Consider the following 24,950-nt stretch of genomic DNA (forward strand, 5'->3'; position numbering starts at 1 on the left):
CTAAATTGTCCGAGTGAACCCGATCGCCATGCCTCCACATTTTGTTTCCCGACTGGCTGAATGGGGAGATACACCCGCGCTCCTGTTTGCGGATCGTAAACCCGTTTCCTATCGGGAACTGGCGGCCGAGGTGGATCGCGCGGCAACGGCGCTCCCTGCCGGGAAGCAACTGATAGCCATCGAGATGGCGCATTCGCTCGACGCGATCGTCGCCTATCTCGCGGCGCTTGCCGGCGGACACGCCGTCCTGACAATGCCCTCGCTTGAACCCAGGCAGGCTTCCGGCGTCACTGACGCTTTCGCTCCGGACCTGATCCAGCGGCCCGTGGCAGGGCGGTGGAAAACGGTCCATGCCACCGAACAGGGCACAACCCTGCATCCCGACCTGGGTCTGGTGATGATGACCTCCGGCAGCACGGGCATTCCCAAGGCCGTTCGCCTGTCGACCGGCAATATGGAGGCCAATGCCGCTTCCATCGCAGAATACCTCAGCCTTACCGCCACAGATCGAAGCTGCGTGGTTCTGCCGCTGCACTATTGCTATGGGCTTTCGGTCCTGCATTCCCATCTCGCCGTCGGCGCGAGCCTCTATTTTCCGAGGCAGTCGATCGCGCAACCGGGTTTCCTCGACCGCCTCGAACAGTCCGGTTGTACCAATCTGTCCGGCGTTCCCTATTCCTATGAACTGCTGGAAAGCATCGATTTCCGCAACCACATTCCCGCTTCACTGCGGTTCATGACCGTTGCCGGAGGGCGGCTCTCGCCCGACCTGATCAGAAAATACAATCGGGCGCTCGGGCAACGGGATGCTGAACTCTTCGTCATGTACGGCCAGACCGAAGGCACCGCTCGTCTGGCCTATGTTCCGCCCCGGCAGCTTGAGGGCAATGAGAGCCGGATCGGCATCGCCGTTCCCGGCGGCATGCTCAGCATCGAAGACGACAAGGGCAGCGAAATCACGACATCGGACTCAGTCGGCGAGCTTGTCTATCGCGGCCCGAACGTCATGATGGGTTACGCCACGTCCCGCACCGATCTCGCGCGTGGCGCGGAACTCGATCGGCTGAAAACCGGCGACCTCGCGCAATTCGACGAGGACGGCCTGTTCCAGATCTGCGGGCGGTTGAAACGTATCTCGAAAATCGCCGGCCTGCGTATCAGTCACGATGCCATGGAAGAGGCTCTCGAAAAGCGGGGCATACGCTGCGCCGTTGTCGGCAATGACACGGAAATCCACGCCTATTGCACAGAGACAGGAAGAGAACGCGAGGTTCAAAGCAGTCTCGCCGACGCCAGTGGCCTGACATGGCGCCAGATCGGCGTGACCATGTGCGCCAATCTTCCAAGAACGGCAGCAGGGAAAATCGATTACGCGGAGCTGGCGAACCGGTTCGCGGCGCGATCCAGCGATACGGACCGGAAGAGCGAAACCATTCAGGACATCTTTGCCCAGCTTTTCTATCCCGCGCGTGTTCGCCCGCAGGATACATTCCTCTCGCTCGGCGGCGACTCCCTGCGGTTCGTGCAGCTTTCCATCGGGCTGGAAGACATTCTCGGGGAAACCCCAGTGAACTGGGAAACCCTGTCGGTCGCGGAACTCTCCGCCATCGGCCGGCCCGCGAAAGTCCGCGTGACACTCGACACCACCTTCATCATCCGCGCGCTTGCGATCCTGCTGGTTGTGCTTCAGCACGAAACGCTCTGGCCGATACCCGGCGGATCGGCAGCCATGCTGATCCTCGTCGGTTTTGGCTTTGCACGGTATCAGCAGGACGCCATCCTGCACTGCAACCTGTCCCGGCTTTTCCGTTCGGCGATCGCCGTGCTCATCCCCTATTACCTCATCGTATCTGCCTATGCGGCCACTTGGGGTGACATCCCCTGGGCTTCCGTTTTCATGGTCGGGAATATGGGCTTCGCCGATCCGGAACGGCATACGATGGTGCCCTATCTCTACTGGTTCATCGAGGCCTATTGCCAGTTGATTCTCGTCTTTACCGCCTTCTTTGCAATTCCTGCGGTCAGAGGAATCTCGACCCGCGATCCTTTCGCGGCCGGACTCGTCCTGCTCGCCGCCGCGATTTTCGCTCGTCTCGTTATTCCGATGTTCTGGGAGCTTCCGGGCAATCGCCAGATCTTCACGCTGCCCTGGTTTCTCTATCTCGCCACCATCGGCTGGCTTGCCGCGCTGGCGGATACTACCAACAAGCGTGCCATGCTGCTTGTTATCGGCTCCGTGATCTTCGTCTTCTTTGCCTTTTACGAAAGCATCTGGATCGGCACACGGGTCAAATACATGCTGCAGATTCCCGTTCTCGCCGCGCTCCTTTTCTTGCCTCGGATTCCCCTTTGTAAATGGGCAAAATTCCTCATCGTTCCAATTTCAGCGGCGGGTTTTCATATCTATCTCCTGCATCGCTTCGCCCCGGAATTGATCCTCGCATCGTTGTCGGGGACAATCGATCCCGTCCTGTTTTCCATCGCCTCCGTTCTCGGCGGAGTCGGGCTGGGCCTCCTCTGCTGGTGGGCGCAACGGCGGATGCTGGCAATCCTTGCGAAGCGCCCCGTCTTGCCCACAATCGTTTCCGGTTTTCGGGAAATGGCCAATGGCAGGCTGCTGTGATCAGCGCTGTCGAAGCATCCTGATTAACCTTGGAAATTCTGCCGCATGCCCGGACGACGGGCATGCTAAAAGTTTGGGTTGACCGCCTTCCATCGCGAGGCGACACTTTCCCCGTCGCGAGGCAGGAGAAAAATCATGATCGAATCCGACAGATGGCGGCCGATGGCGAGCGCCCCGAAAAACGGCAATCGAATCCTCGTCACGGTTCGCCCGTCAGAGCAAGGACCGGCGGAAGTCGATCTCGCATACTGGTCGCATGGCGACCAGTTCGGTTCGGAAGGCTGGCGTGCAGCCGATTCCTCGCCCGGTTGCGTCATCGAATATGCCGAGCCGGAACTGAAGTGTTGGATGCCGATGCCATCCGCCAATCTCAGCCGCGCATCGATGCCTTCGCCCTGGGAGCATGACGACGCTCCGCAGTTCGACGGGTCCGGAATCTGACGGATCGGCCTCATCATGGACCGCATCGATGCAATGAAAGTGTTCGTCACGGCGGTCGAAGAAGGCAGCCTTGCCGGCGCGGCGCGACTTCTCAAGCGCTCGCCGACTGCCGTCAGCCGGGCGTTGAACCTTCTTGAAGCGCATGTCGGGGTCCAACTTCTGCATCGCACGACACGAACGTTGCGGCTCAGCGAGGCCGGCCAGCGATACATCACCGCTTGCAAGCGAGTGCTGATGGATCTCGAGGAAGCCGACATGCTGGCCGGCGCCGAACGATCCGCGCCACGCGGTGTCGTGACGATTTCGACACCGCCGATCCTGGGCGAGGATGTGCTGCGGCGCATCGTCGATGACTTCCTGGAGAAATATCCGGCCGTTTCGGTGCGACTGCTGATGCTCGATCGCTTCGTCAACCTCGTCGATGAAGGCGTCGATCTTGCGCTACGCATCGGAAACCTCGCCGATTCCTCGCTGGTCACCACCCGTCTCGGCGGCAATATCCGGCGCGTGGTCGTGGCCTCACCAGCATATCTGGCCAGCCACCCGCGCATCGATGAACCCGGCGACCTCGCCCAGCATCAGATCATCGCCTTCACCAATTTCGGGCTTGATTCCTGGAACTTTACGCCGGCCGAAGGCTCCACCATTCCGCGCACGGTGCAGTTTTCACCGCGTTTGACGGTCAACAGTGTACGCGCCGCCGTTGCGTCAGCCGTCGCAGGCACCGGGTTGACCCGGCTTTATTCCTACCATGTCGCCGAACATGTCCGGGATGGGCGACTGCAGATCGTTTTGGCCGATGCCGAGCATCCGCCACTGCCGGCGCATCTGGTCGCGCCCCACGGCCGCATGTCGGTTCCAAAGGTGCGCGCCTTCGTTGATTTCGCGACGCCCCGTTTGCGGGCGCAGTTCACACGTCTAGCCGCAGAAGCTGACAAGATCGACTGATCCCGCCGATTATCGGCAGACTGTCTGCCCAACTAGGTTAATTCTGCTCATATCCGGAATGATCTAAACAGGATGCACCAACGCCGAGGGCGTAGGGCGATCGAAGGATCGCTGCATCTGACCAAGGATCATACTCATGAGCTCGCAGAAGAAAGTCGTCATCATCACCGGCGCATCGCAGGGCATTGGCGCAGCCCTCGTCGATGCCTACCGCAAACGCGATTACCGGGTTGTCGCCACATCGCGCTCGATCAAGCCCAGCGCGGATCCGGATATCCTGACCATCGCCGGTGACATCGGCGATCCCCAGACCGCCGAACGGGTCGCGCGCGGCGCGATCGAACAGTTCGGCCGGATCGATACGCTGGTGAACAATGCCGGTGTCTTCACCGCCAAGCCGTTCGTCGACTTCACCCAGGAAGACTATGATCTCAACATGAGCGTCAACGTCGCCGGCTTCTTCCACATCACCCAGCGGGCAGCCCGCGAGATGCTGAAGCGGGGCTCCGGCCATATCGTCAGCATCACGACGAGCATCGTCAATCAGCCGATCGCAGGCGTGCCGGCAGCACTTGCCTCGCTGACGAAAGGCGGGCTGGCCTCGGCAACGCAGGAACTGGCCATAGAGTTCGCCACGAGCGGCATTCGCGTCAACGCGGTTTCGCCCGGCATCATCAAGACGCCGATGCACCCGCAGGAAAACCATACCGCGCTGTCGGCGCTGCATCCGGTCGGGCGCATGGGCGAAATCCACGATATTGTCGATGCCGTCCTTTATCTGGAGAATGCAGCCTTCGTCACCGGCGAGATCCTGCATGTCGATGGCGGCCAGAATGCCGGACGCTGGTGAAGCCGGGCGCATTCGAATTCGACACAACATTTCGTCATTCAACCAGGAAGGAGACGCCAATGCCAATCGTAACTGTCCAGGTTACCCGCGAGGGAACCACGCCGGACCGCAATTCAGTCACCGCAGAGGAAAAGGCGGCCATCATCAAGGGCGTCAGCCAAGTGCTTCTCGATGTCCTCAACAAGCCGCTGGAAGCGACCTTCGTCGTGATCGAGGAGGTCGACCTCGAAAACTGGGGCTGGGGCGGCATGCCGGTGCCGGCCTATCGCAAGCACCTCGCCGAGATGAAAAAAAGCTGAGCCAGCCGCTATCATGCCTTGGGCGGCGCAAACGGGTCACCACCGTTTGTGCCGCCGATCCGTTTCACCTACAGAGAAAGGAATGACCATGCCACGCTGGCCCGCCCCCCCGGTCTCAAGCACCCGGATATGCTCGTCTGCGCAGAACCACTTGCGACCGTTATTGAAGCTGAGGCCTTTTCAGGAAGCTGTCACGGTCCGCAGACTTGACCCTCAGCCAGGTTTCACGCCCGTTGCGCAGAATCCTGAAGGGAATTTCCGCTCCTGCATCGCCGCTTTTCCAGACTTGCCGATAGAAGTCCGCCAGGCCGCTGACCTCTTCGTCGCGGACTTCGGAAATCACGTCTCCCCCTTTCAACCCCGCCTGTGCCGCCGGGCCTTCAGGCGAAACACTGATGACCACGACGTCACCATTGGTCTCGGCGGTCATTGCGCCGAGCCAAGGGCGGGGCGGCTTGTCCACCTTTCCGCGGGTCAGGAGATCGTCGAGGATGGGACGGAGCAGGTTGATGGGAACGACCATGTTGATATCGGATGCCTGTCCGCCACGGCTCATCTCGAGCTTCAGGGAGCCAATCCCCAGCAATGTCCCGTCCTGACCGACAAGCGCGGCGCCACCCCAGGATGGGTGAGCGGGCGCGGTAAAGATCGCTTCGTCCAGCAGATATTCCCAATAACCCGCGAATTCCTGCTTGGCGACGATGGCGGCCTCCCGCATCTGCCCCTGCCCGTCGATCATGACAACGGGATCACCGCGATTGGCCTTGGCACTATCGCCGAGCACCAGAGCCGGGCAATCGAGCGGCCCGAGCGCCTTGATCAGTCCAAAGCCGCTTTCCTGATCGTAGGCCAGGGCATGACCAGCCGTAACCTTGCCGTTCCGATCCGTGAGCCAGACTTCCTCCGCCTCGACCATCAGGTAGCCGATCGTAAGTACGAGTCCGTCCGCCCGGATCACCACGCCGCTTCCCTCACGCAGGGTTCCAAGGGATCGCGCGGTAAACGCATCCTCCGGAATGACTGTGCGGACGGAAACGATCGATCGCGAGAGTGCGGCTTTATCCATGGCTCATCTCAAATGCTTTATTACACTAATGGTGAGGTATGTACGCGAACGCGCCGCTGCAAGGGCAGCATTCATCCTCTCAATCGGCAGTCGGTCGGGGCTAGACCACCCGGCTCATCACGTTGCGGCCGAGGAATGTGTACTTCTCGACATCATAGACCTGTCCTGTCACCGGCGCGGACATGTCGGAGGCCCAGAAGATAACCTGATTGGCCACTTCTTCTGGCAGAAGGATGCGCCCGAACGGCGCAAAGACCTCCGGGAGGCTGTTCTGCCAATCGTCGGGCCGGCCCTGCGCCCGCTGCGTTTCGATTTCCGTCTCGGTCAGCGTCCAGCCGACATTCAACTGGTTGACGCGGATGCCTTCCGCCGCAAGGCCATCGGCGATATTGCGCGTCATGGTCATGAGCGCGCCCTTGGACATGGAATAGACGAGAAGATCCGGTTGCCCGGAATAGGCGTTCACTGAACCGATATTGACGATGGAACCCTTGATCCCCTTCTCGCGCATGTGGGCGACCAGACGTCGCGTCAGCAGCAGGGGCGAGCGCGTATTGATCGCGAAAATCCGATCGAAGGCTTCGCCATCCGAGGCTTCCAGCGGAGTGCGCGGGAAGATCGCGGCATTGTTGACCAGGACATCCACGCGGCCATGAACGGCGATTGCAGTCTCGGCAATCTTCTCTGCGGCGTCCGGAGCGGCAAGGTCACCCTGAACATGGGGGACGCCGCCAAGCGACGCCGCCGCTGCTTCGAGCTTGTCCTTCGATGAGCCATGCAGAATGACCTTCGCGCCGTTGTCGACTGCGGCCTTGGCCGTTGCCAGACCGATGCCCGACGACGACCCGGTGATGAAGATGACTTTTCCTTCGAGCATGGGAGCTTTCTCCAGATCAATGCAATTCAAGCCATTGCCAATCGGCCTATTGCACACCCAACGCCATGGCAGGGACCGACGGCTTTGCCCCCGAAACCGCTTGGCACCACCGGCAATCCCAATTATCACATTTTACAATAATACCCGCGCCTCTTCGGTCCTACTCCGATGGAGCCATCCAGGTCAGGATTGGAGGAGATTCCATGGCCACTCATGTTCACGGCGAACCCGGGAAGGTCGCCGTCATCGGTCTCGGCTCCATGGGATTCGGCATGGCGGAATCGCTTCTGCGCGCAGGCTTCGCCGTTGCCGGCTGCGATGTCACGGAGCAGGCACGACAACGCCTGCAAGCCGCAGGCGGGTCCTCGGGCGCTTTGCCGCGCGAGGTGGCACAGGACGCACCGGTCGTCGTTTCGGTCGTGGTCAATGCCGCACAGACGGAACAGGTTCTCTTTGGCACCGGCGGCGCCATCGAATCCATGCAGCAAGGCGCAGTTTTCATCTCGTCTGCCACCATGTCCCCGGCGGATGCCGAGCGCCTTGCGGCAAGGGCAAAGGAAAAGGGCGTTTTCTTCCTCGATGCGCCGATCTCCGGCGGGGCCAAGCGTGCCGCATCCGGAGAACTCACCATCATGGCCTCGGGCGAACCGGAAGCATTCGAGAAATCAGAGGCTGTCCTTTCCGCCCTGGCACAGAAGGTCTATCGCCTCGGCGACAAGGCGGGCGTGGGTGCCTCGGTGAAGATGATCAACCAGTTGCTCGCAGGCGTCCATATCGCGGTCGCCTGCGAAGCAATCACACTAGCTTCGAAAATCGGGCTCGATCTTGCAACCGTCTATGACGTGATTACTGCATCGGCGGGCAATTCCTGGATGTTTGAAAACCGGATGCCGCATGTCCTGGATGGAGATTACAGTCCTTTGAGTTCCGTCGAGATCTTCGTGAAGGATCTCGGCATTATCCAGGATATGGCGCGCTCCGAACGCTACCCTGCGCCGATCGCCGCCGCCGCGCTGCAGATGTATCTGGCGGCGGCGGGCGCCGGCATGGGCAAGGATGACGACTCCTCCGTCGCCCGCATCTACGCCCAATTGTCCGGCGCGACGCTGCCCGAGCACAAGAGCTGAAAGGGTCGCCATCATGCCCACATTCGCTGCGAACCTGACGATGATGTTCAACGAGGTTGCCTTCCCGGATCGATACAAAGCCGCCGCGCAGGCCGGCTTCAGCGCCGTCGAGTGCCTCTTTCCCTACAGCATTCCCGCGCACCGGCTTTCGGACATGCTGAAATCCCTCGATCTTACCCAGGCTATGTTCAATCTGGCACCCGGCGACTGGGATGCCGGAGAGCGAGGCATTGCCTCCCTTCCCGACCGTTTCGAAGATGTAAAGGCAAGCGTCGAACTCGGCCTCGACTATGCGGAAGCAACGGGCGCGAAACGCCTGCACCTAATGGCGGGCCTGGCGGACCGAAGCGATCCGGAAGCGGCAGCCGCTTACCGGCGCTCCGTCGAATATGTTGCCGGACGGCTCGCCGAGCGAAATCTCGTCTTGCTTCTCGAGCCCATCAATCCTCGCAGCATGCCGGGATATTTTCTCAACGATTTCATGTTCACGGAGCAGTTGATCGCCGATATCGGGCTGCCGAACATCCGCATCCAGTATGACATCTTCCATCGCCAGATCATGCACGGCGACATCGCCCGCTCCTTTCAGCGGCTGCTTCCCTTGATCGGCCATGTGCAGATCGCAAGTGTTCCCTCAAGGCACGAGCCGAACGGAGAAGAACTGAACTATCCCTACATCTTCGAGATGATGGATGCTGCCGGATACAGCGGTTTCGTGGGCTGCGAATACGTGCCGGCAACCACGACGATCGCCGGGCTCGGCTGGTTCGAGCCGTTCAAGAGGAGGACGTGAGATGGGGGCACCCTCGATATGGCCGACACTCTGGGGCGACGCATGACGGATACACCCAAGCCAAGCTGGATCGGCATGACCGGCCCCCGTTACGTCGAACGCGACGCCCATAGGCAATGGCTGCTCTCCCAGGCCCGCTCGCTGTTCGATTTCTTCCAGTACACGTCCTTCAATCCCAAGGGTGGCTTTTCAACCCTTGCCGATAACGGCCAGCCCAACCCCGCCCAGGCGGGACATGCCGGTGCGCTACGGCAGGTGCATGACACCGCGCGCATGGTCCATTGCTTCTCGATTGCCCATCTTCTTGGCCTGCCCGGCGCGGATCGCAATGTCGATCACGGCATGGATTTCATCTGGAAGCGCCATCGCGATACGAAAAACGGCGGCTATTTCTGGGGCGTGGACGATGAAGGGGCGACGAACCCGGCGAAGCTCGCCTATGGCCACGCCTTCGTCATTCTCGCGGCCTCCTCTGCAAAGGTCGTCTGCCATCCCGATGCCGATCGGCTGATGGCCGATATCCTTGAGATCCTCGACAAGCGCTTCTGGGACAAATCCGCCGGCGCGACCAGGGAAGAGTTTGCCGAGGACTGGAGCGAGATCAGCGATTATCGCGGCCAGAACTCCAACATGCATCTCACCGAAGCGCTGATGGCCGCATACGAGGCGAGCGGCGATCGGCAGTTGCTGCATATGGCGGAAAGCATCGCATCGCTCATCATCAACCGGCACGCCCGCGAACAGGGCTGGCGGGTTGCGGAGCATTTCAGAAGCGACTGGTCCGTCGATCTCGATTACGCCGGCGATCCCATGTTCAGACCGCGTGGCACGACACCCGGCCATGCGCTGGAATGGAGCCGCCTTCTCTTGCAGCTTTGGGAACTTGGCGGTCGCGCGCACACCTGGATGATCGAGGCGGCCAAGGGCCTTTTCCTGAAGACCATCGAGACCGGTTGGAACAATCGGGTGGGCGGCTTCTTCTACACGCTTGACTGGGATGACCGACCGGATCGCAGCGATCTCTACTGGTGGCCGGCTGCGGAAGGCATCGGCGCTGCCGCCTTGCTTGGCGCTGTCGATGACGATCCACGCTTCGAGGAATGGTATCGCCGGATCTGGGGCTTTGTGAACAACCACTTCATCGACCGCCGCCCGCAGTCAGGCGGCTGGATCCCGGAACTCGACGAGGAGTTGCAGCCAGTGAACCGGGTGTTTGTCGGAAGGCCCGATCTCTATCACGCGGTCCAGTCCTGCCTGATCCCGCTGCTCCCTTCGAACGGCAGCATTACGCGCGGCCTGCTGGGAGACGGATCGACTTCGATTCTGAAACTATGACCGCAGAGGAATAGAGGAGTTTTCGGATGATCCCCAACACAGCCAAGGCGGCCCTTGCAGACAGCAAATCCCTCTTCGGGTGCTGGATCCAACTGTTCAATCCGGCCGTCGCCGAAATGATGGGCCTTTGCGGCTACGATATCCTGATGATCGACATGGAGCATGGGCTGGGCTCGGTCACCGATGCGGCGAATGTCATGCGCGCGGCGCGCGGAACTGGCGCTGCATCACTGGTTCGTGTCCCGGCCAATGATCCCGCCATCATCAAGACCCTGATGGATCAGGGCGCCGACGGAATCATGGTGCCGATGGTCGAAACCGCCGAGGCTGCCCAGGCTGTCGTCTCGGCATGCCGGTATCCCCCGAAAGGCGTGCGGGGTCTGGCGATCGGCGTGGCACGAGGATCGGACTACGGCATGAACGACAGCTATGTCGATACGATCGACGACCACACGCTGGTCATCTGCCAGATCGAAACCGTCCTTGGCGTCAAAAATGCCAGGGCCATCGCGGAAATCGACGGCGTCGACATGCTGTTCATCGGCCGCAACGATCTGGCGGCCGATTCCGGCCACATCCTCGACCTCGATCACCCCGAGGTAAACGCGCTCGTCGATGAAGTTCTCGCGATCGCCAAGGCGGCGGGAAAGAAGATCGGCACGGTGCCCAGCGCCGGTCGCTCCTGGCAAAAACTGCTCGACGAAGGCTTCGACCTCGTCATCCCGTCGAGCGATATCTCGATCCTCAGGATGTTCGGGCAACAGGAAGTGGCGTCCTATCGTTCACATACCGGCGTGATCCGGCTGGATGCGAACATTGCCAAGGGCTATTGATCCGATCGCCTGCCGATGTGGGAAATGCCGGATGCTGCGGCAAGCCAGTAAATGCGAAATGGGTCACAGCAGACGTGTGACCCAATTCCAAGGTGAAGAGCCGATCAGGATGCCAGCGCCGCCCTGATATACGCGATGCTGTCGCGGAGGCTGTTTTCCAGAGCAGGATCGGCGTGGACGGATGTCGCGAAGGGTTCGAACGAATAGGCGCCGGCATAGCCGAGACCGGAAAGATCGCGAATCTGTCCGATATTGCTGAGCCTGTCCCGATCATCGACAAGAATCCGGTGACCATCCTGCATTTGGTTGGTCGCGACTTCCGGATCCACGACGCCGGAGATGTGAACGATCCCGGTCATGTCCGGAAAATACTCCGTTTCACCCGCCAGGAAGTGATGGAACGTATCGTGCACCAGCCGGAAGCAATCGTTGCCGCCGACGGCGGTGATCGCCTCCACGGCCTCGCGCTTCAGTCGCAGTGAAGATGTCGTGAAGCCGAGCGGCTCGATGAGCGCCTTGATGCCAGCGGCCTCGATCATCGGGCGGATGATGGCAAGGGCTTCGCGAAGGGCTCCGAGCCGTGCCTCATCCGTTTCCTTGACACCGTCATTGCTTGGAATGAGGCTGATGCTCTCCGCGCCGCTCTCCTTCGCCTGGGCGATCAGCAGTTCCACCTTGGCCTTCATCGCTTCGGACCATCGATTGAAACCATAGGCCTCGGAGAGACCGAGCAGCCGAACGCCCTTCTCACGGGCATAGGCGCCGATCGCTTCAGGGCTTTCACCGTCGAAGAAATCCCGCGACGTCAGGTTCTTGTCCGCAAGATCATTGCGGAGCTCGACCCCGCCGCATCCCAGCCGTGCCGCGAGATCGATAAAGTCGCGGCTTCCAAGCCGTGGTGCCGTAATATGGTTGAGTGCAAAATCGATATTCCGGGCCACGTCCTCGTCTCCTCAAATCCCGCGGTTGTCAGCCTTCCAGCCATGTCGCCTTATGCGGTCACGATCCAAACCTGGTCAAATGCGCTGCTGATTTTTTTCAATCAGCCGAACGGCGAAAGACGCGAAGAACTGGGCACTATCCTGATTGATTTCAATCAACCGAGGTGTAGTGATGACGGCGGAGTGCACCTGGGAGAGGCCGCGCATTATGTCCGACAACAAACGCGGCAAGATCACCCTGACGGACGTCGCCAGACGTGCCAAGGTCGGCACCGCCACTGTCGATCGCGTCATCAACGATCGCGGCAATGTCAGCGAGGATATCCGCAAGCGCGTATTGCAGGCCGCGCGCGAACTCGGCATCCGGCGGTTGCTTCCGTCGAGCCATCGCCGGCTGATCCGTATCGATGTCATCCTGGCAAGGCCCGAACTGCCGCTGATCGCCCGGATGGGCTTCGAGTTCCGGCGCCTATCCAATTCCATCGACGGATCGATCGTCATCCATCACACCATACTCGATGACGAGCAGGCTGAAACCATCGCCAGGGCCTTGATCAGGACGACCTGCGATGCGGTCGTCTCCTCCATGCCGGATCATCCGCTGATCCATGACGCCGTTCGAGCCCTCAATGCGCGCGGAATTCCCGTCGTCACCGTCATCACCGACGTTCCGGGTGCCGCACGCATCGGCTATGCCGGGACAGACCATTACAAGGCCGGCCGCTCCGCCGGCTATTTCCTAACCAGAATGGGCCGCGAACCCGGCAAGATCATTATCCTGTGCAACCATCTGGGGTTCCAGGCTCACGCCGACCGGCTGCGCGGCATCAGGCATTTTCTGGAGGACAGCCCGTCATCCTGGGTCATCGCGGAAATCGTCGAGGGCATGGACAACCGGGATCAATCGGAACTCGGCCTGCGAAGGGCGTTCAGGAGCTGTCCGGAAGCAACGGCGGTCTACAATGTCGGCGCGGCCAACATCGCCGTCGCCAATGCGATCCGGGCCGGTATTCTGGCGCACCGCCCGGTTTTCGTCGGGCACGAACTGACCCAGGAAACGGCGAAATTGCTGCGGGAAGGCCTCATGTCGATCACCATAGACCAGAGCCCTGAACTCCAGGTCCGCAAGGCCGTCAATCTGATATTGCGGCACTATTCCTTCGGCGGCGAACCGGCGGCGATACAGGTGGAAAACGAAGTGCCGGTCGTCCTCTACGGACCGGAAAATATCCCGGAACCGCTGCCCTTTTGAAAATCTTGCTGTTTCGGGTACGAGCCTCGCTTCAGGCGTAGAAGTCCGGCCTGGCGATCATCTCGATCGGCACCTTGCGGCCCTCCTGCAACGCTTTCACGCCGGTTTCCGCGACAATAGAGGCGCAGTATCCGTCCCAACTGCTCGACGCACCTTCCGGAAAGACACCGGTTTGCGCGAAGCGGAGGAATGCGCGGTTCTGCCGCCGATAGGCATCGGCATAGCGTCCATGCCAGTCGGCATCATATCCCGTGCTCTGGCCGAGGCTTCGATCAATCCGCGTAAACGCCACCTGGTTCATCGCAATGCTGGCGTTCTCGCCGACCAGTTCGGCCCGAACGTCATAGCCATAGGACGCGTTGTTGTTGACCTCTATATTGACGAGCTGCCCATCGGCCGTTTCCAGCACCATGAAAACCGGAGCGACAAGCGCATCGGAACGGCGGGGCTGGAAAGCGGAAATGGAGACAAATTCGCTACCCAGCACGTAACGGACCACATCGAATTCATGTGGAGCGGAATTGGTGATCGCCATGGCGCCCGTGAAATCCGCCGCCGGCGTCGCCACGTTCCGATGGAAATTGTGCATCATCAGCGCGCGACCGAGCGTTCCATCGGTCAGAGCCTTCTTCATTTCCAGATAGGACTGATCGAAGCGGCGCATGAAGCCAACCTGCACGAACTTCTCGCCTGCTGTCTGTTCGGCCCGCATCACATCGAGACATTCGCCGGAAGATTGCGACAAGGGCTTCTCGCACAGCACCCTCTTGCCTGCCTTGATGCACGCCAGCGACAGCGGAGCATGGGTGAAGTCCGGGCTCGCAATAACAACCGCATCGACATCCCCGCGCGTAACCGTGCCTGCGGGATCGGTGGAAATATCCTGTGCTCCGTGAGTATCGGCAACACGCCGGGCGCGTTTGCCGTCCATGTCACAAACGACCTGAAGCCTGGCTCCGGGAAGCTCCTCGGCCACGATCCGGGCATGATCCGCCCCCATGATACCGGCACCGATAACTGCTATCCGCATTGTTCCGTCTATCCTGCTGATGTCTTTGGCTCATCAACATGGATAGTCTCACTCGAAGGCCGGTCAACCGTTCGGATGATGGAATTCGATCAACACTGATCATGATGGCATGGACCCAACCGGATCAGACGATCCGCACCAAGCTTTGCCTGACCGCAGGAAAGTCATTATTTGTCCTCCCTTGTTATGGTAGGGTGCAGGCCAACTCGTCCTCAACCGGGATAAGCCCTTGTCCAGACTTGCACGTCATCTTCTATCCGGCGCCTTTCCCGCCGTACTGCTTTCCGCTCCTGCCTTCGCAATCGAACTTCGCCTGCCGGCGCAGTGTGAACTCGGGAAAACATGCTTCATGCAACAATATTCCGACATGGCAGAGGGCGATGCCGTCGCCGATCCGCTCTGCGGCGGCATGACCTATGATGGCCATACGGGGACCGATCTGCGCATTCTTTCGATGAAGGACGTGGAAAGCGGATACGCGGTCGTCGCAGTGGCTGATGGCACGGTTCTGCGGGTTCGCGACGGTGAACAGGACCATCTGGTCGAAACCGAAAGCGACCGGGCGAGCATTGCCGGCAAGGAGTGCGGCAACGGTCTGGTCCTGCAGCTTCAGGACGGATACGAAGTGCAATACTGCCACCTGCGGCAAGGCAGTCTTGCGGTCAAACCGGGAGATGCGGTCAAAACAGGCGACAGGCTCGGCGATGTCGGCGCATCAGGGCTGGCTCAATTTCCCCATGTGCACATCACGGTCAAACACAATGGCGACACGCTCGATCCGCTGACCGGCCGAAAGCTCTCCGAAGGGTGCTCGCCAGCGTTTCAATCGACCGGTTCCCTGTTTTCCCCGGAGATCGTCGCAAGCCTGGAGCCGACAAAGCCGGACATTCTGGCTGTGGGCGTCGCCGGAAAGCCGGTCGCTTATGAGGCCCTCGTTCAGGAAGGCCCACCACCGACCGCATCGACCGCCGACGGCATCTTCGTGACCTGGGCGTGGTTTGCAAATCTGAAGCGCGGAAGCGTCATTCGATTTGTCCTGAAGGATGACGCCGGGAATTTGCTCTTCGACCATACCGGCGAGCCGCTCGACCGAAACAAGGCTGCCTATTCCGCTTTCGCCGGAAAAAAGCGTGCGTTGCCATCAGGGCGGTATCAGGTCGAGGTTTCCGTGACGATGGACGGCACGGCGATCAGAACATCGAGTTCAGAGGTCGTCGTTCAGTAGCGGCGACCTATCCCTGATGTCGCGCGCCGGCCGGCAGCCAAGTGGCTGCGGCACCTAACCAGTCTTTCCAATACCTTCGCGAAGACCGTCACGTCGCCATCTACGTGGCGTAGCGGGCCCATTGAAATATCAAACCAAATTTCCAAGAAAATACAGTTTTATTATTTGCTTATAAAATCTCCTATTGACGAGAACCCGTCTGTAGACACCAGAACCGCCTTCTGATATATCAGTTCCCATCAAAGCAATTCGGACATACCCGCACCCAGGAGATGACAATGACGGCGAACATATTCAGCGGCTGCATTCCCGCACTCATGACCCCCTGCAAACCTGACCGTACACCCGATTTCGATGCGCTCGTCCGCAAGGGCAAGGAACTGATCGCCGCGGGCATGTCCGCAGTCGTCTATTGCGGCTCCATGGGTGACTGGCCGCTTCTCACAGACGAAGAACGACAGGAAGGCGTACGACGGCTGGCGGAAGCCGGCGTCCCGGTCATCGTCGGCACCGGCGCGATCAACACCAAATCCGCCGTCAGCCACGCGGCGCATGCTGCCAAGGTTGGTGCCAAGGGCCTGATGGTCATTCCCCGGGTGCTGTCGCGCGGCTCCTCCGCCTCGGCCCAGCGTGATCATTTCTCGGCCATCCTCGAAGCCGCCAAGAACCTGCCGGCGGTCATCTACAACAGCCCCTACTACGGTTTCGCCACCCGCGCCGATCTGTTCTTCGACCTGCGCGTACGCTTCCCAAACCTGATCGGCTTCAAGGAATTCGGCGGCAAGAAGGACATGACCTACGCTGCCGAAAACATCACATCGGGTGACGACGCCCTCACGCTGATGGTCGGTGTCGATACCGGCGTCTATCATGGCTTCGTCAATTGCGGCGCCGGCGGCGCCATCACCGGCATCGGCAATGCCCTACCGAAGGAAGTCCTGCATCTGGTATCGCTCTGCGAAAAAGCCGCCAAGGGCGACGCTACGGCGCGGCGCGACGCACTCGAACTCGAGGAAGCGCTGACCGTGCTCTCCACCTATGACGAAGGCCCGGACCTCGTCTTGCACTACAAGCATCTGATGGTGCTGAACGGCGACACGGAATACACGCTGCACTTCAACGAGACGGACAAGCTCAGCGCCTCGCAGCAGAAGCACCTGGAAAACCAGTACACGCTGTTCAAGGCCTGGTACGCCGCACGCTACGCTTGATTGCCACGCCCCTCACCAGACGCTTTCCGCAGATGGTGAGGGGCATTTGCAAGCCTATCCAGCATCAGGCGCGGGCCGCAGCCGGCGCCCCGGTCAAATCTTGATGTCATAAGTGACCCAGTGGGTCTTCGTCGCCACCCGGTCATAGACCGCGCGGCCGCGATAATTGTTCTCGGCTGTAATCCAGCGCACCACGGACCAACCTTCTCCGTCAGCGATCGCGCGCACGGCTTCGATCAGTGCATCGGCGACGCCAGATCCGCGCGCGTCTGGCGAAACGAAGAGATCATCGAGAAAGCAGCCGGTCGTGGCTGAGAGCGGACGGGCGAAGGGCCGAAAATGGGTGAGGCCGATCAGTTTTCCATCTGGACCGGCAGCGACAAGGCCCCGCGCCTCCTTGCCGGGATCGTGCAGCCAGGACCAGACCGTGTCGCGCATGTCTCCCGTCTGAGCGACGTTGTAGAAGGTCGCATAACCTTGATAGAGCACTTCCCATTGCGCGCGGTCTTCGAGGCGGAGCGGGCGAACGGTGATATCTGTCATGGAAATTCCTTTCGGAGAAGAGCCGGCGGCTGGCGTTCAGTTGCCTATCTGATCAGGCAGCCTGTGCCCTGCGCAAGCCGATACTGGATGCAATCAGCAGTTCGACGACCCCGGCAGCCAGCAGCATGCCGAGGAACACTTCCCGTCCGAGATGCACAAGAACCCAGCCGCCGAGAACCGGAAAGCCGAAGATGCCGACGAAGTAGGACAGGACGAACCAGGTCAGCGCCGCATGGCGATAGGCAGGCTCTGTGTTGTTGACGGCCCAGGTCTGGATCACGGAATAGACGAGGCCATAACCGATGCCGGTGAGGACCGCCGACAGGATCTGGAAAGCCGGGTGGATGCCGACGCCGAACATCGCCACGACGCCGAGGATCATGGATATCAGAAGCCCCGTCGCCAGATGGACCTGCGGCAGTGTCGCCAGAAAACGGGCGAGCGTCAGCCGCGCTGCGACCACCGTCACGGCATAGACAGCAAAGAAACTTGCAGCATTGGCGGAGGTACCCTCGACCAGCGTCGTCTGGAAGGTGAAAAGGCCGGAAAAGACGCAGGCACCGAGAACCACCATCAGGATGGGACGCACCGAGGAACTGCGACCGATGACCGTGATGGAGCGCACCCAGGGTCGAAGCGCCACTCCTCGCGCACCACCGGGCGCTACCGAGCCGAACGTCCAGAGCAGAACCGATGCGCTGACGCAAGCTAGGCCGACGATCTGGAAAGCGGTCTCGACCGACAGACCGGCCTGCTGGACGAGCAGATTGAGGATCACCGGACCTCCGCCGATACCCGCCATCTGGAACGCACCGAAACGGGCGAACCAGAACGCTCGGTCGGCATCCGTCACCCGCTCGGATAGCGCCATCGGCGCGCCGATGTAAAACATGCCCCATCCGAGACCGATGAAGAAACCGGAAACCAGCGCCAGCCCGAATCCGCCGCCCGTGGTGAACGCGAGCAACAGAAAACCGAGTGCAACGGCACAGTTGGCAATCGCGCTCATGCGGGCCGCGTCGAACCGGCCTGAGAACCAGCCGACGAGCGGGACGCCCGTAAATGTGCCGACCATAGCGGCGCCGAGTGTCAGGCCGGTATCGACATCACTGCCGCCATGGGCACGGTAATAGGCCGACAGAAGGAAGGTGGCGCCATAGCCGGCGGCAGCAAGCATTGTGCCGGCGAAAAGGAAGGGAGCGGATGATGAGCGCATGGGATCTCGAAACCGTGGTTGAATGTGGCAGGAGAAAGCGCCACAATAGCGTATAAATCCAGAGCCACTTCGAGATGCCGATGCGGACCACTTCGCGACAAGGACCTCGTGCCCGCACAATGCGGCGCGAAAGTGCGGCCGCCGGCTTTATGCCGACGATCACCCCATCGTCCCCAGTGTCGGCCGTGCGGCAACTCTATCTGCAACTGCGCGATACCATCGTTGCGAGCATCCTGAAACCAGATCAACGCCTGCCCTCGACGCGCACGGCTGCCGCCGAATGGACACTATCCCGTGGATTGATCGCCGAAGCCTATGACATGCTGATCGCGGAAGGCTACGCGGTCGGGCGGCATGGATCCGGAACCTATGTCGCCTCCGGCTTGCCGCCAATGCCGGTCGGGAGCCATGCGGCACAGACGACGACGGCCGGCATGGACCGACGCGATATCTCCGTCGCTGCACGACGGGTCATGCAAATGGAGATGGCCGCACCGGCGCAGGTGCCCTTCGCCACTGGCCGTGTCATCCATGACGCACGAACGGCCGGCCTCCTGAAGCGGCTGGCACACCGCCATATCGACTATGTCACGGACAGTTACCGTGACCCGCAAGGCGAGATTTCACTGCGAAGCGCAATCGCTGCCCATGTCGCAGCGTCGCGGGGCGTGCGATGCGAGCCCGGCCAGTTCTTCATCACCTCCGGCACTCAGCAGGCGCTCGATCTCGCGATCCGCGTGCTGGTTTCGCCGGGAGAAACGGCGTTCATCGAAGACCCCTGCTATCCACCGGCACGACAGGCCTTTCTGCTAAACGGGGCGGAAATCCACGGAATGCCGGTCGATGACGAAGGCTTGATAACCGCGACACTGCACGCCCATGACGCGCCGGCACCCGCCGCGATCTACGTTACACCATCGCACCAGTACCCCTCCGGCTCGGCCCTGCCGCTCGACCGAAGGCTGGAATTGCTCGCTTTCGCACAGGGGCGCGGCTGCTGGATCATCGAGGACGATTACGACAGCGAATTCCGATACGAGGGCCGGCCGATTGCCTCCCTGCAGGGGCTCGATCCGACAAACCGCGTGATTTACGCGGGGACATTCAGCAAAGCGCTTCTTCCGGGGTTTCGCGTCGGTTATCTGATCGTGCCCGACGATCTCGTTCCAGCCTTTCGGGCTGTACGGCCGATCATCGACCGATTCCCCGCCCCTCTGCACCAACTGGTCGTCGCCGATTTCCTGAATGAAGGATATTTTCCCGCCCATTTGCGCCGACTGAGGGAGAGCTACCGCGCGTCGCGCGATCTGCTGGCCGGCATGCTGGAGGACCGGCTTTCAGAGCATTTCATCGCCCCCCTCCCGGCGCAGGGTATCCATTTTACCGTCCGCAGCACGGGCACGTGGACGGACGACAAGGCGCTGACACGAGCCTCGCATGCGGCCGGCGTCATCGTCATTCCCGTCTCCCCGATGTATGTCCATGCAGCCGCGCAATCACGCCTTCTGCTCGGTTTCTCCGGCCTGACGGAAGCAGAAGCCGATATCGGGACACAACGACTGGCCAACGTTCTCGGACGAATGCAGCACAGCCTCTAAACGCGGCTTTTCGCATGCATTCACGGGATCAAGCCGTGAAGCGGTCAGCCCGGAAATTCGTTGCCCCGGCAATAGGGCTTCAGCGTCTCCACGAGGGCCCCCAGATTTTCCTTGAGAAAATAGCCGGCCACGTTCTTATCGTAAGCCGACTTCCGGTCGGCCTCGTGTCCGGAGGTCGTCAACATGAAGACGATACTTTGCTTGAATTCATCGTCGCGGCGCAATTCGTCGAGCAAGGTGATACCGTCCATGCGCGGCATGTTGATATCCAGCAGGATGACGCATGGCTGCGGCAATTTCTTCCGGCCATGGCTGCCACGAAGCATATCGAGCGCCTCCTCGCCATCGCCGGCAATATGTGTCGGATTGGGAAAATCTGCCCGCCGAAAGGCACGTCTCACTGCTTCCGTGTCGATGTCGTTGTCCTCGACAATGAGCACGTCGATCAGTCTGTCATTCATTTCGTATCTTGCCCTCGATGTCCGGCCGCCGCTTTTGGCCATGTAAATGAGAATCGGGCTCCCATACCCGGCTCCGATTCAACGGTGATCTGACCACCGTGCCCGTTGATGTGTTTCTTCGTCAACGCCAGTCCCATTCCGCTACCGTCTTTTTGTGACTGTGGTTTCAGGGTTTGAAACATATCGAAGATTTTCTGATGATATTTGGGATCGATGCCCGGCCCGTCGTCCTGAATCGAGAAGGCAAATCGGTCGCCGAGATCGAAGACATCGATATCGATGCGGCCGGAAACCCCATCGTGGTGCTTGACGGCATTGTGGATCAGATTGTGAAAAATCTGCTGGAGCGGCATGCGTGGAAGCGCGATCCCGTTGAATCTGCGATCGACATTCACGACGAAGCCGGCTGGCGGGTCGATCAGACTGACAACATCAGTCAGAAGCGCACTCGCCTGAACGCCCTCCTCGCCTGCAGGCCCGTTGATCTGGTCTACCCGCGCATAAGTCAGAATGTCCTGAAGGAGTTTCTCCATGCGGCGGGCCTGATTGCGCAATTTCTGCAAGTGATCGACACTTTCCGAAGGCAGCAATCCTTCAGCGTCCTCGTGGATCCAATCCGCCAACACATGGATAGACCGCAGAGGGGAACGAAGATCGTGGGCAGTCGCATAGGCAAACTGCTCCAGGTCCCTGTTCGACCGACGGAGTTTCTCGATGAGAATCGACTTTTCTTCCAGAACCTTGCGGCGCTCGGCAATCAGCCGTTCAATCTTGATCGAAAGTTCCCGCGCCGAGAACGGCTTGGCGATGTAATCGCGAACGCCCTCCTGAAGAAGTTCCATCTTCAAGGGATCATCCATCTTTGCCGTCAGCATCAAGATGGGAATTTCCGCCGTTACCGGATCAGCCAACAATGCCCGCGCCATATCATCACCGGACATCACCGGCATCATCACATCGGTGATGACAAGGTCGGGAAGAAACTGGCGGGCGGCAGCGAGGCCGGCAGAACCATCATCAGCCGTCTCCACGCGATAGCGTTCCGCCAGCAAACTTACGATATGGTTTCTCATGTCGGCGTTGTCATCGACGACGAGAATGCGGGCACCGCCTTCCACGCCCGGCACATCGGCTGCCGTTCCGGGAACCTTCGCGAGTTCGTGGCTGACAATGTCCGACAGGCCGGCTTGCTGTAATGTTTCATCCACAATGACTGGAAATCCCTCCGGCGCACGGAGCGGAACAACGAGTGTGAAACGCGCGCCACCCAACGGGCTGGCATCGACGTGCAGTGTGCCGTGCAGCAGCGAAGCGAATTCCCGGGCGATCGCCAGGCCCAGCCCGGTTCCACCCTTCGTCCGCCGCTTGCCGCCGTCCAGCTGCCGAAAGCGTTCAAACACAATGGCGCGGTCTTCTTCAGGAATCCCAGGGCCCGTATCATCAACCTTGAACACCGCGTTGCCGCCGACGCGTTCGAGGGAGAGTTCCACATCACCGCCTGAAGGCGTGAACTTGAATGCATTTGACAGGAGATTCAGCAGAATGCGCTGCAGCTTTTCGACATCGACCTCCATGTCGAGGTCAGCGGGCTCGACCGAGCGAAATGCTACTCCCCGGTCGCGCGCCAAACCCTCGAAGCTGGACAACAGGGTCCGGTTGAAGCGCGTGACGTCCAGACGCGTGTAGACAAGATCGAACTTGCCGGCTTCAAGCTTCGCGACATCGAGCAGGTCGTTGACCTGACCCAACAGGGTGAGTGCATTTCGCTCGACAACTTCGAGGTCTCGACGATCGGCGCCAGACAAGGAGGCGTCCGACAGAACCTTCCTGACCGGGCCGAGGATCAGCGTCAGCGGTGTCCGCAGCTCATGACTGACATTAGCGAAAAAGTCCGTCCTCAGCCGATCGAGATCGCGAAGCTTGCGATTGGCTTCGGCCACCTCCTGCGCGCGCTGGAAGATTTCCAGCTCCATTTTCTGCGCCCGGCTGCGCAACTGTTCGTTGGCTTCGAGCTGCGCGCTGTCCCTGTTCTTCAGTCCGATGAACTCAGTGACATCCTCGACCCGGTGGATGACATAGGCGACCTTGCCATTCTCGTCGAGGACCGGCTTGTTGAAGGGGCTCCAGTACCGCGCTTCGAAGCCGCTTCCGTCGGGCTTTCGCACGTCGTACTTCTGGACGGCCATCGCGTCACCGACACCTGTTTCGACGACACGTCGAAGCGAATCCCCCAGAATTCGGGTTCCCGACGCGGTCGGATCTTCCGGGTTATCCGGAAAGACATCGAAAATATTCATGCCGACGATAACGGCCCGGTCCGTCATCGTCGCATTCAGATAGGCATCGCTCACCGCGACGATGGTCAGGTTCCGGTCGAGGACCAGATAGAGGCCTGGGGCTGACTCGAACACCATTCGAAAGTCCGGCAACATGACCTGCCCCCATCAGCGTGATTCGTTGTGTCTGGATCGCTCGTGCTTCGACCATATTGTCGTAAGCCACGTGGCGGCGGAAGACCCTTCACGCATCAAATGGTAGATATCTTTTCAGGAACTCCACACATGCGAGTTCTGTTGTCGTGCCGATCTCCTGCCCGGCACGACATATTCCGGGCGGTAACCTTGGAATTGCAACGGATTATTCGCCGCGTTCTCAGTTCACCGCTGAACGCGACTTTTGCCACTCTGCGTAACGCACAAGTGTTTCTTCGTTGGGCGGATAGACTCCGAGCGTGGAACGTCCGGATTCGATTTCGGTCTTCAGGAATTCCTCCTGCTCCTCCATGGCGACGGCTTCATCGGCAATCTCATCGACATATTCGCGTGGGATGACGATGACGGCCTCGCCGTCGCCGAAGATGATGTCGCCGGGATAGACCGCGACGCCCCCGCAGGCGATTGGCTGGTTCATGTCGGACGCATGATGCGCAACCAGGTTGGCAGGTGCCGCCGGTCCGAGGCAATAGGTCGGGAAACCGAGGGATGCGATATCTGCGGTATCCCGCACGCCGCCATCCAGAACCATGCCGGCGGCATTGCGGTAGACAAGACGCCGCGCAAGCATCGCACCGATCCCGGCGACGTCGGCAAGCGCGCGGCAATCGAAGACCAGAACATGGCCATCCGGAATGGTGTCGATCGCCTTGCGCTGGTGGTTCGAGGGGTCGGAACTGTAGGTGGAGCCGTCGATATCCTCGCGGGCCGGGATATAGCGCACGGTCACCGCCGGTCCGATCATCGGCTTTTCCTGATTTGAGAGCGGACGCACACCGCGAATGGCCGTATTGCGCAGCCCCCGCTTTAAAAGCAGGGTGCTGAGGGTTGCCGAATTCGTTCGCGCAAGCTTTGCCCGAACCGAAGAATCCAAATTTGTCATGAAGTCCTCCATTGCGTGTTGCAGGAGCACTAACAGGCAAAGCTGGAATGTTCAATATAGAAATTCATAATTCTTATTTGGATAATGGATGCCGCCCGTCTATCGCTTTTGTGAGAAGAACGGCACAATCCAGTGCTTCTCGCCGGATCGAACGCGCCCGATCCGGTGTCGCCTCGCCGATGAATGGAACACTGACGGTCGCGACAAGCTGGCTACCGGAATCGAAAACCGGCGTCGCGATTGCCCGCACACCGAGATTGGATTCCTGATTGTCCTCCGCATATCCGTTGCGCCGGATATCGGCGAGCGCCTCCTTCAGCGCATCCGGATCAGTGATGGTGTAGGGGGTGCGCCCCTCCAGACCGGCAGCGCAATAGGACTCTACTTCGCTATAGTCGGAAAACGCGAGCGCGAGCTTGCCGCCTGCCCCGACATGTTTGCTGGAACGGCCGCCAACCTTGATGAAAAGCGAATAGTCGCCCGGGCTTGGCGCAGCAAATATGGTCATCATTTCATGGCCTTCGGGCGCCGCAAGCTTGAAGGATTCGAGGATCCTGTCGGCCGCCGCCGTCAAGATCGGCTTCGCCGCCTCGACCAGAAATGCCTTGTCCGCACCGGGAGAAATCCGGCGCGCCAGCTCGACGAATTTCGGTCCGAGCTCGTAAATCGAGCCGCCGTTGACACGCGCGACAAGCCCATGCGCACTCAATGAATTGAGGATCCGGTACACTGTGGAACGCGGCACGCCCAGATGCTCGACCAACGATGCAAGCGAAATTCCGGTGCGCGCATCGGCAACCGCCTCCAAGAGATGCGCGGTCTTTTCCACCACCGGCGAACCATGCTTGAGTTCATTCATGAACCATTTATTCCTCATTTGAATTATCAATGTTGACATTTGCCGCT

General features: G+C 60.2%; 23 protein-coding genes. 13 read left to right on the top strand and 10 right to left on the bottom strand.

The features are described 5' to 3' along the window. Nucleotides 1–28: 28 nt before the first annotated feature. The 5 genes from ASG68_RS05090 to ASG68_RS05110 all read left to right on the top strand — a co-directional run bounded on the left by ASG68_RS05090 (nt 29) and on the right by ASG68_RS05110 (nt 5,161). Nucleotides 29–2,623: an AMP-binding protein gene (locus ASG68_RS05090; RefSeq protein ID WP_082478108.1), complete on the top strand. Its 2,595-nt coding sequence runs from the start codon at nt 29–31 to the stop codon at nt 2,621–2,623. Between the two features lie 135 nt (nt 2,624–2,758). Further along, on the top strand, nt 2,759–3,064 hold the full coding sequence (locus ASG68_RS05095; RefSeq protein ID WP_062585119.1) for a hypothetical protein: 306 nt from the start codon (nt 2,759–2,761) through the stop codon (nt 3,062–3,064). Nucleotides 3,065–3,079: 15 nt separating this feature from the next. Next, nucleotides 3,080–4,012 (top strand): LysR family transcriptional regulator, encoded by a 933-nt coding sequence (locus tag ASG68_RS05100; RefSeq protein WP_062585122.1) that lies wholly within the window; start codon nt 3,080–3,082, stop codon nt 4,010–4,012. A 136-nt stretch (nt 4,013–4,148) separates the two neighbouring features. Next, nucleotides 4,149–4,862, top strand: coding sequence for an SDR family NAD(P)-dependent oxidoreductase (locus tag ASG68_RS05105; protein ID WP_062585124.1), 714 nt, complete (start codon nt 4,149–4,151; stop codon nt 4,860–4,862). Nucleotides 4,863–4,921: 59 nt separating this feature from the next. Next, entirely contained in the window at nt 4,922–5,161 is a 240-nt protein-coding gene (locus ASG68_RS05110; RefSeq protein ID WP_062585126.1) for a tautomerase family protein, read from the top strand. 160 nt (nt 5,162–5,321) lie between these two features. On the opposite strand, the gene ASG68_RS05115 is transcribed toward ASG68_RS05110, so the two are convergent. Together ASG68_RS05115 and ASG68_RS05120 are read right to left on the bottom strand one after the other, a co-directional pair. Further along, a complete protein-coding gene (locus tag ASG68_RS05115; RefSeq protein WP_062585129.1) occupies nt 5,322–6,227 on the bottom strand; it encodes a S1C family serine protease in 906 nt (301 codons plus the stop codon). Between the two features lie 100 nt (nt 6,228–6,327). Further along, nucleotides 6,328–7,104: an SDR family NAD(P)-dependent oxidoreductase gene (locus ASG68_RS05120; protein ID WP_062585131.1), complete on the bottom strand. Its 777-nt coding sequence runs from the start codon at nt 7,102–7,104 to the stop codon at nt 6,328–6,330. 203 nt (nt 7,105–7,307) lie between these two features. Between ASG68_RS05120 and ltnD the strand changes: the two genes are divergently transcribed. From ltnD to ASG68_RS05140, 4 genes are read left to right on the top strand one after another with little or no spacing between them, the layout of a single operon-like run. Next, complete coding sequence (gene ltnD / locus ASG68_RS05125) at nt 7,308–8,231, top strand: L-threonate dehydrogenase (protein WP_062585133.1); 924 nt, start codon at nt 7,308–7,310, stop codon at nt 8,229–8,231. A gap of 13 nt (nt 8,232–8,244) precedes the next feature. Beyond that, the gene (otnI, locus tag ASG68_RS05130) at nt 8,245–9,024 is read left to right on the top strand and encodes a 2-oxo-tetronate isomerase (RefSeq protein WP_062585135.1); all 780 of its coding nucleotides are present in this window, start codon (nt 8,245–8,247) and stop codon (nt 9,022–9,024) included. A 42-nt stretch (nt 9,025–9,066) separates the two neighbouring features. After that, a complete protein-coding gene (locus tag ASG68_RS05135; RefSeq protein ID WP_062585821.1) occupies nt 9,067–10,359 on the top strand; it encodes an AGE family epimerase/isomerase in 1,293 nt (430 codons plus the stop codon). 26 nt (nt 10,360–10,385) lie between these two features. Beyond that, a complete protein-coding gene (locus tag ASG68_RS05140) occupies nt 10,386–11,192 on the top strand; it encodes an HpcH/HpaI aldolase family protein (protein WP_062585137.1) in 807 nt (268 codons plus the stop codon). Nucleotides 11,193–11,296: 104 nt separating this feature from the next. Here the strand turns inward: ASG68_RS05140 and ASG68_RS05145 are convergent, their stop codons facing one another. After that, the gene (locus tag ASG68_RS05145; RefSeq protein ID WP_062585139.1) at nt 11,297–12,133 is read right to left on the bottom strand and encodes a TIM barrel protein; all 837 of its coding nucleotides are present in this window, start codon (nt 12,131–12,133) and stop codon (nt 11,297–11,299) included. Between the two features lie 208 nt (nt 12,134–12,341). Between ASG68_RS05145 and ASG68_RS05150 the strand changes: the two genes are divergently transcribed. Continuing rightward, complete coding sequence (locus ASG68_RS05150; protein WP_062585141.1) at nt 12,342–13,385, top strand: LacI family DNA-binding transcriptional regulator; 1,044 nt, start codon at nt 12,342–12,344, stop codon at nt 13,383–13,385. 31 nt (nt 13,386–13,416) lie between these two features. Here ASG68_RS05150 and ASG68_RS05155 read toward each other — a convergent pair whose 3' ends face one another. Continuing rightward, the gene (locus ASG68_RS05155; protein WP_062585144.1) at nt 13,417–14,415 is read right to left on the bottom strand and encodes a Gfo/Idh/MocA family oxidoreductase; all 999 of its coding nucleotides are present in this window, start codon (nt 14,413–14,415) and stop codon (nt 13,417–13,419) included. Nucleotides 14,416–14,764: 349 nt separating this feature from the next. Between ASG68_RS05155 and ASG68_RS05160 the strand changes: the two genes are divergently transcribed. After that, complete coding sequence (locus tag ASG68_RS05160; protein WP_062585147.1) at nt 14,765–15,640, top strand: M23 family metallopeptidase; 876 nt, start codon at nt 14,765–14,767, stop codon at nt 15,638–15,640. Between the two features lie 278 nt (nt 15,641–15,918). After that, complete coding sequence (locus ASG68_RS05165; RefSeq protein WP_062585149.1) at nt 15,919–16,851, top strand: dihydrodipicolinate synthase family protein; 933 nt, start codon at nt 15,919–15,921, stop codon at nt 16,849–16,851. A gap of 93 nt (nt 16,852–16,944) precedes the next feature. On the opposite strand, the gene ASG68_RS05170 is transcribed toward ASG68_RS05165, so the two are convergent. Both ASG68_RS05170 and ASG68_RS05175 read right to left on the bottom strand, forming a co-directional pair. Beyond that, the gene (locus tag ASG68_RS05170; RefSeq protein WP_062585151.1) at nt 16,945–17,394 is read right to left on the bottom strand and encodes a GNAT family N-acetyltransferase; all 450 of its coding nucleotides are present in this window, start codon (nt 17,392–17,394) and stop codon (nt 16,945–16,947) included. Between the two features lie 52 nt (nt 17,395–17,446). Then, a complete protein-coding gene (locus tag ASG68_RS05175; RefSeq protein WP_062585153.1) occupies nt 17,447–18,610 on the bottom strand; it encodes an MFS transporter in 1,164 nt (387 codons plus the stop codon). A 119-nt stretch (nt 18,611–18,729) separates the two neighbouring features. Here ASG68_RS05175 and ASG68_RS05180 point away from each other — a divergent pair, with 119 nt between their 5' ends. Next, nucleotides 18,730–20,208, top strand: coding sequence for a PLP-dependent aminotransferase family protein (locus tag ASG68_RS05180; RefSeq protein ID WP_062585156.1), 1,479 nt, complete (start codon nt 18,730–18,732; stop codon nt 20,206–20,208). 44 nt (nt 20,209–20,252) lie between these two features. Here the strand turns inward: ASG68_RS05180 and ASG68_RS05185 are convergent, their stop codons facing one another. From ASG68_RS05185 to ASG68_RS05200, 4 genes are all read right to left on the bottom strand, one after another. Then, entirely contained in the window at nt 20,253–20,669 is a 417-nt protein-coding gene (locus ASG68_RS05185) for a response regulator (protein WP_062585158.1), read from the bottom strand. Beyond that, nucleotides 20,666–23,101: an ATP-binding protein gene (locus tag ASG68_RS05190; protein WP_082499552.1), complete on the bottom strand. Its 2,436-nt coding sequence runs from the start codon at nt 23,099–23,101 to the stop codon at nt 20,666–20,668. The genes ASG68_RS05185 and ASG68_RS05190 overlap by 4 nt, the downstream gene beginning before the upstream one ends. 220 nt (nt 23,102–23,321) lie before the next feature. Beyond that, nucleotides 23,322–24,044, bottom strand: coding sequence for a ribonuclease activity regulator RraA (locus ASG68_RS05195; RefSeq protein ID WP_062585823.1), 723 nt, complete (start codon nt 24,042–24,044; stop codon nt 23,322–23,324). A 73-nt stretch (nt 24,045–24,117) separates the two neighbouring features. Continuing rightward, entirely contained in the window at nt 24,118–24,903 is a 786-nt protein-coding gene (locus ASG68_RS05200) for an IclR family transcriptional regulator (RefSeq protein WP_062585163.1), read from the bottom strand. Nucleotides 24,904–24,950: the final 47 nt, after the last annotated feature.

It is taken from the genome of Rhizobium sp. Leaf453 (genome assembly GCF_001425605.1).
In the GTDB taxonomy this organism is placed as follows: Bacteria; Pseudomonadota; Alphaproteobacteria; order Rhizobiales; family Rhizobiaceae; genus Pararhizobium.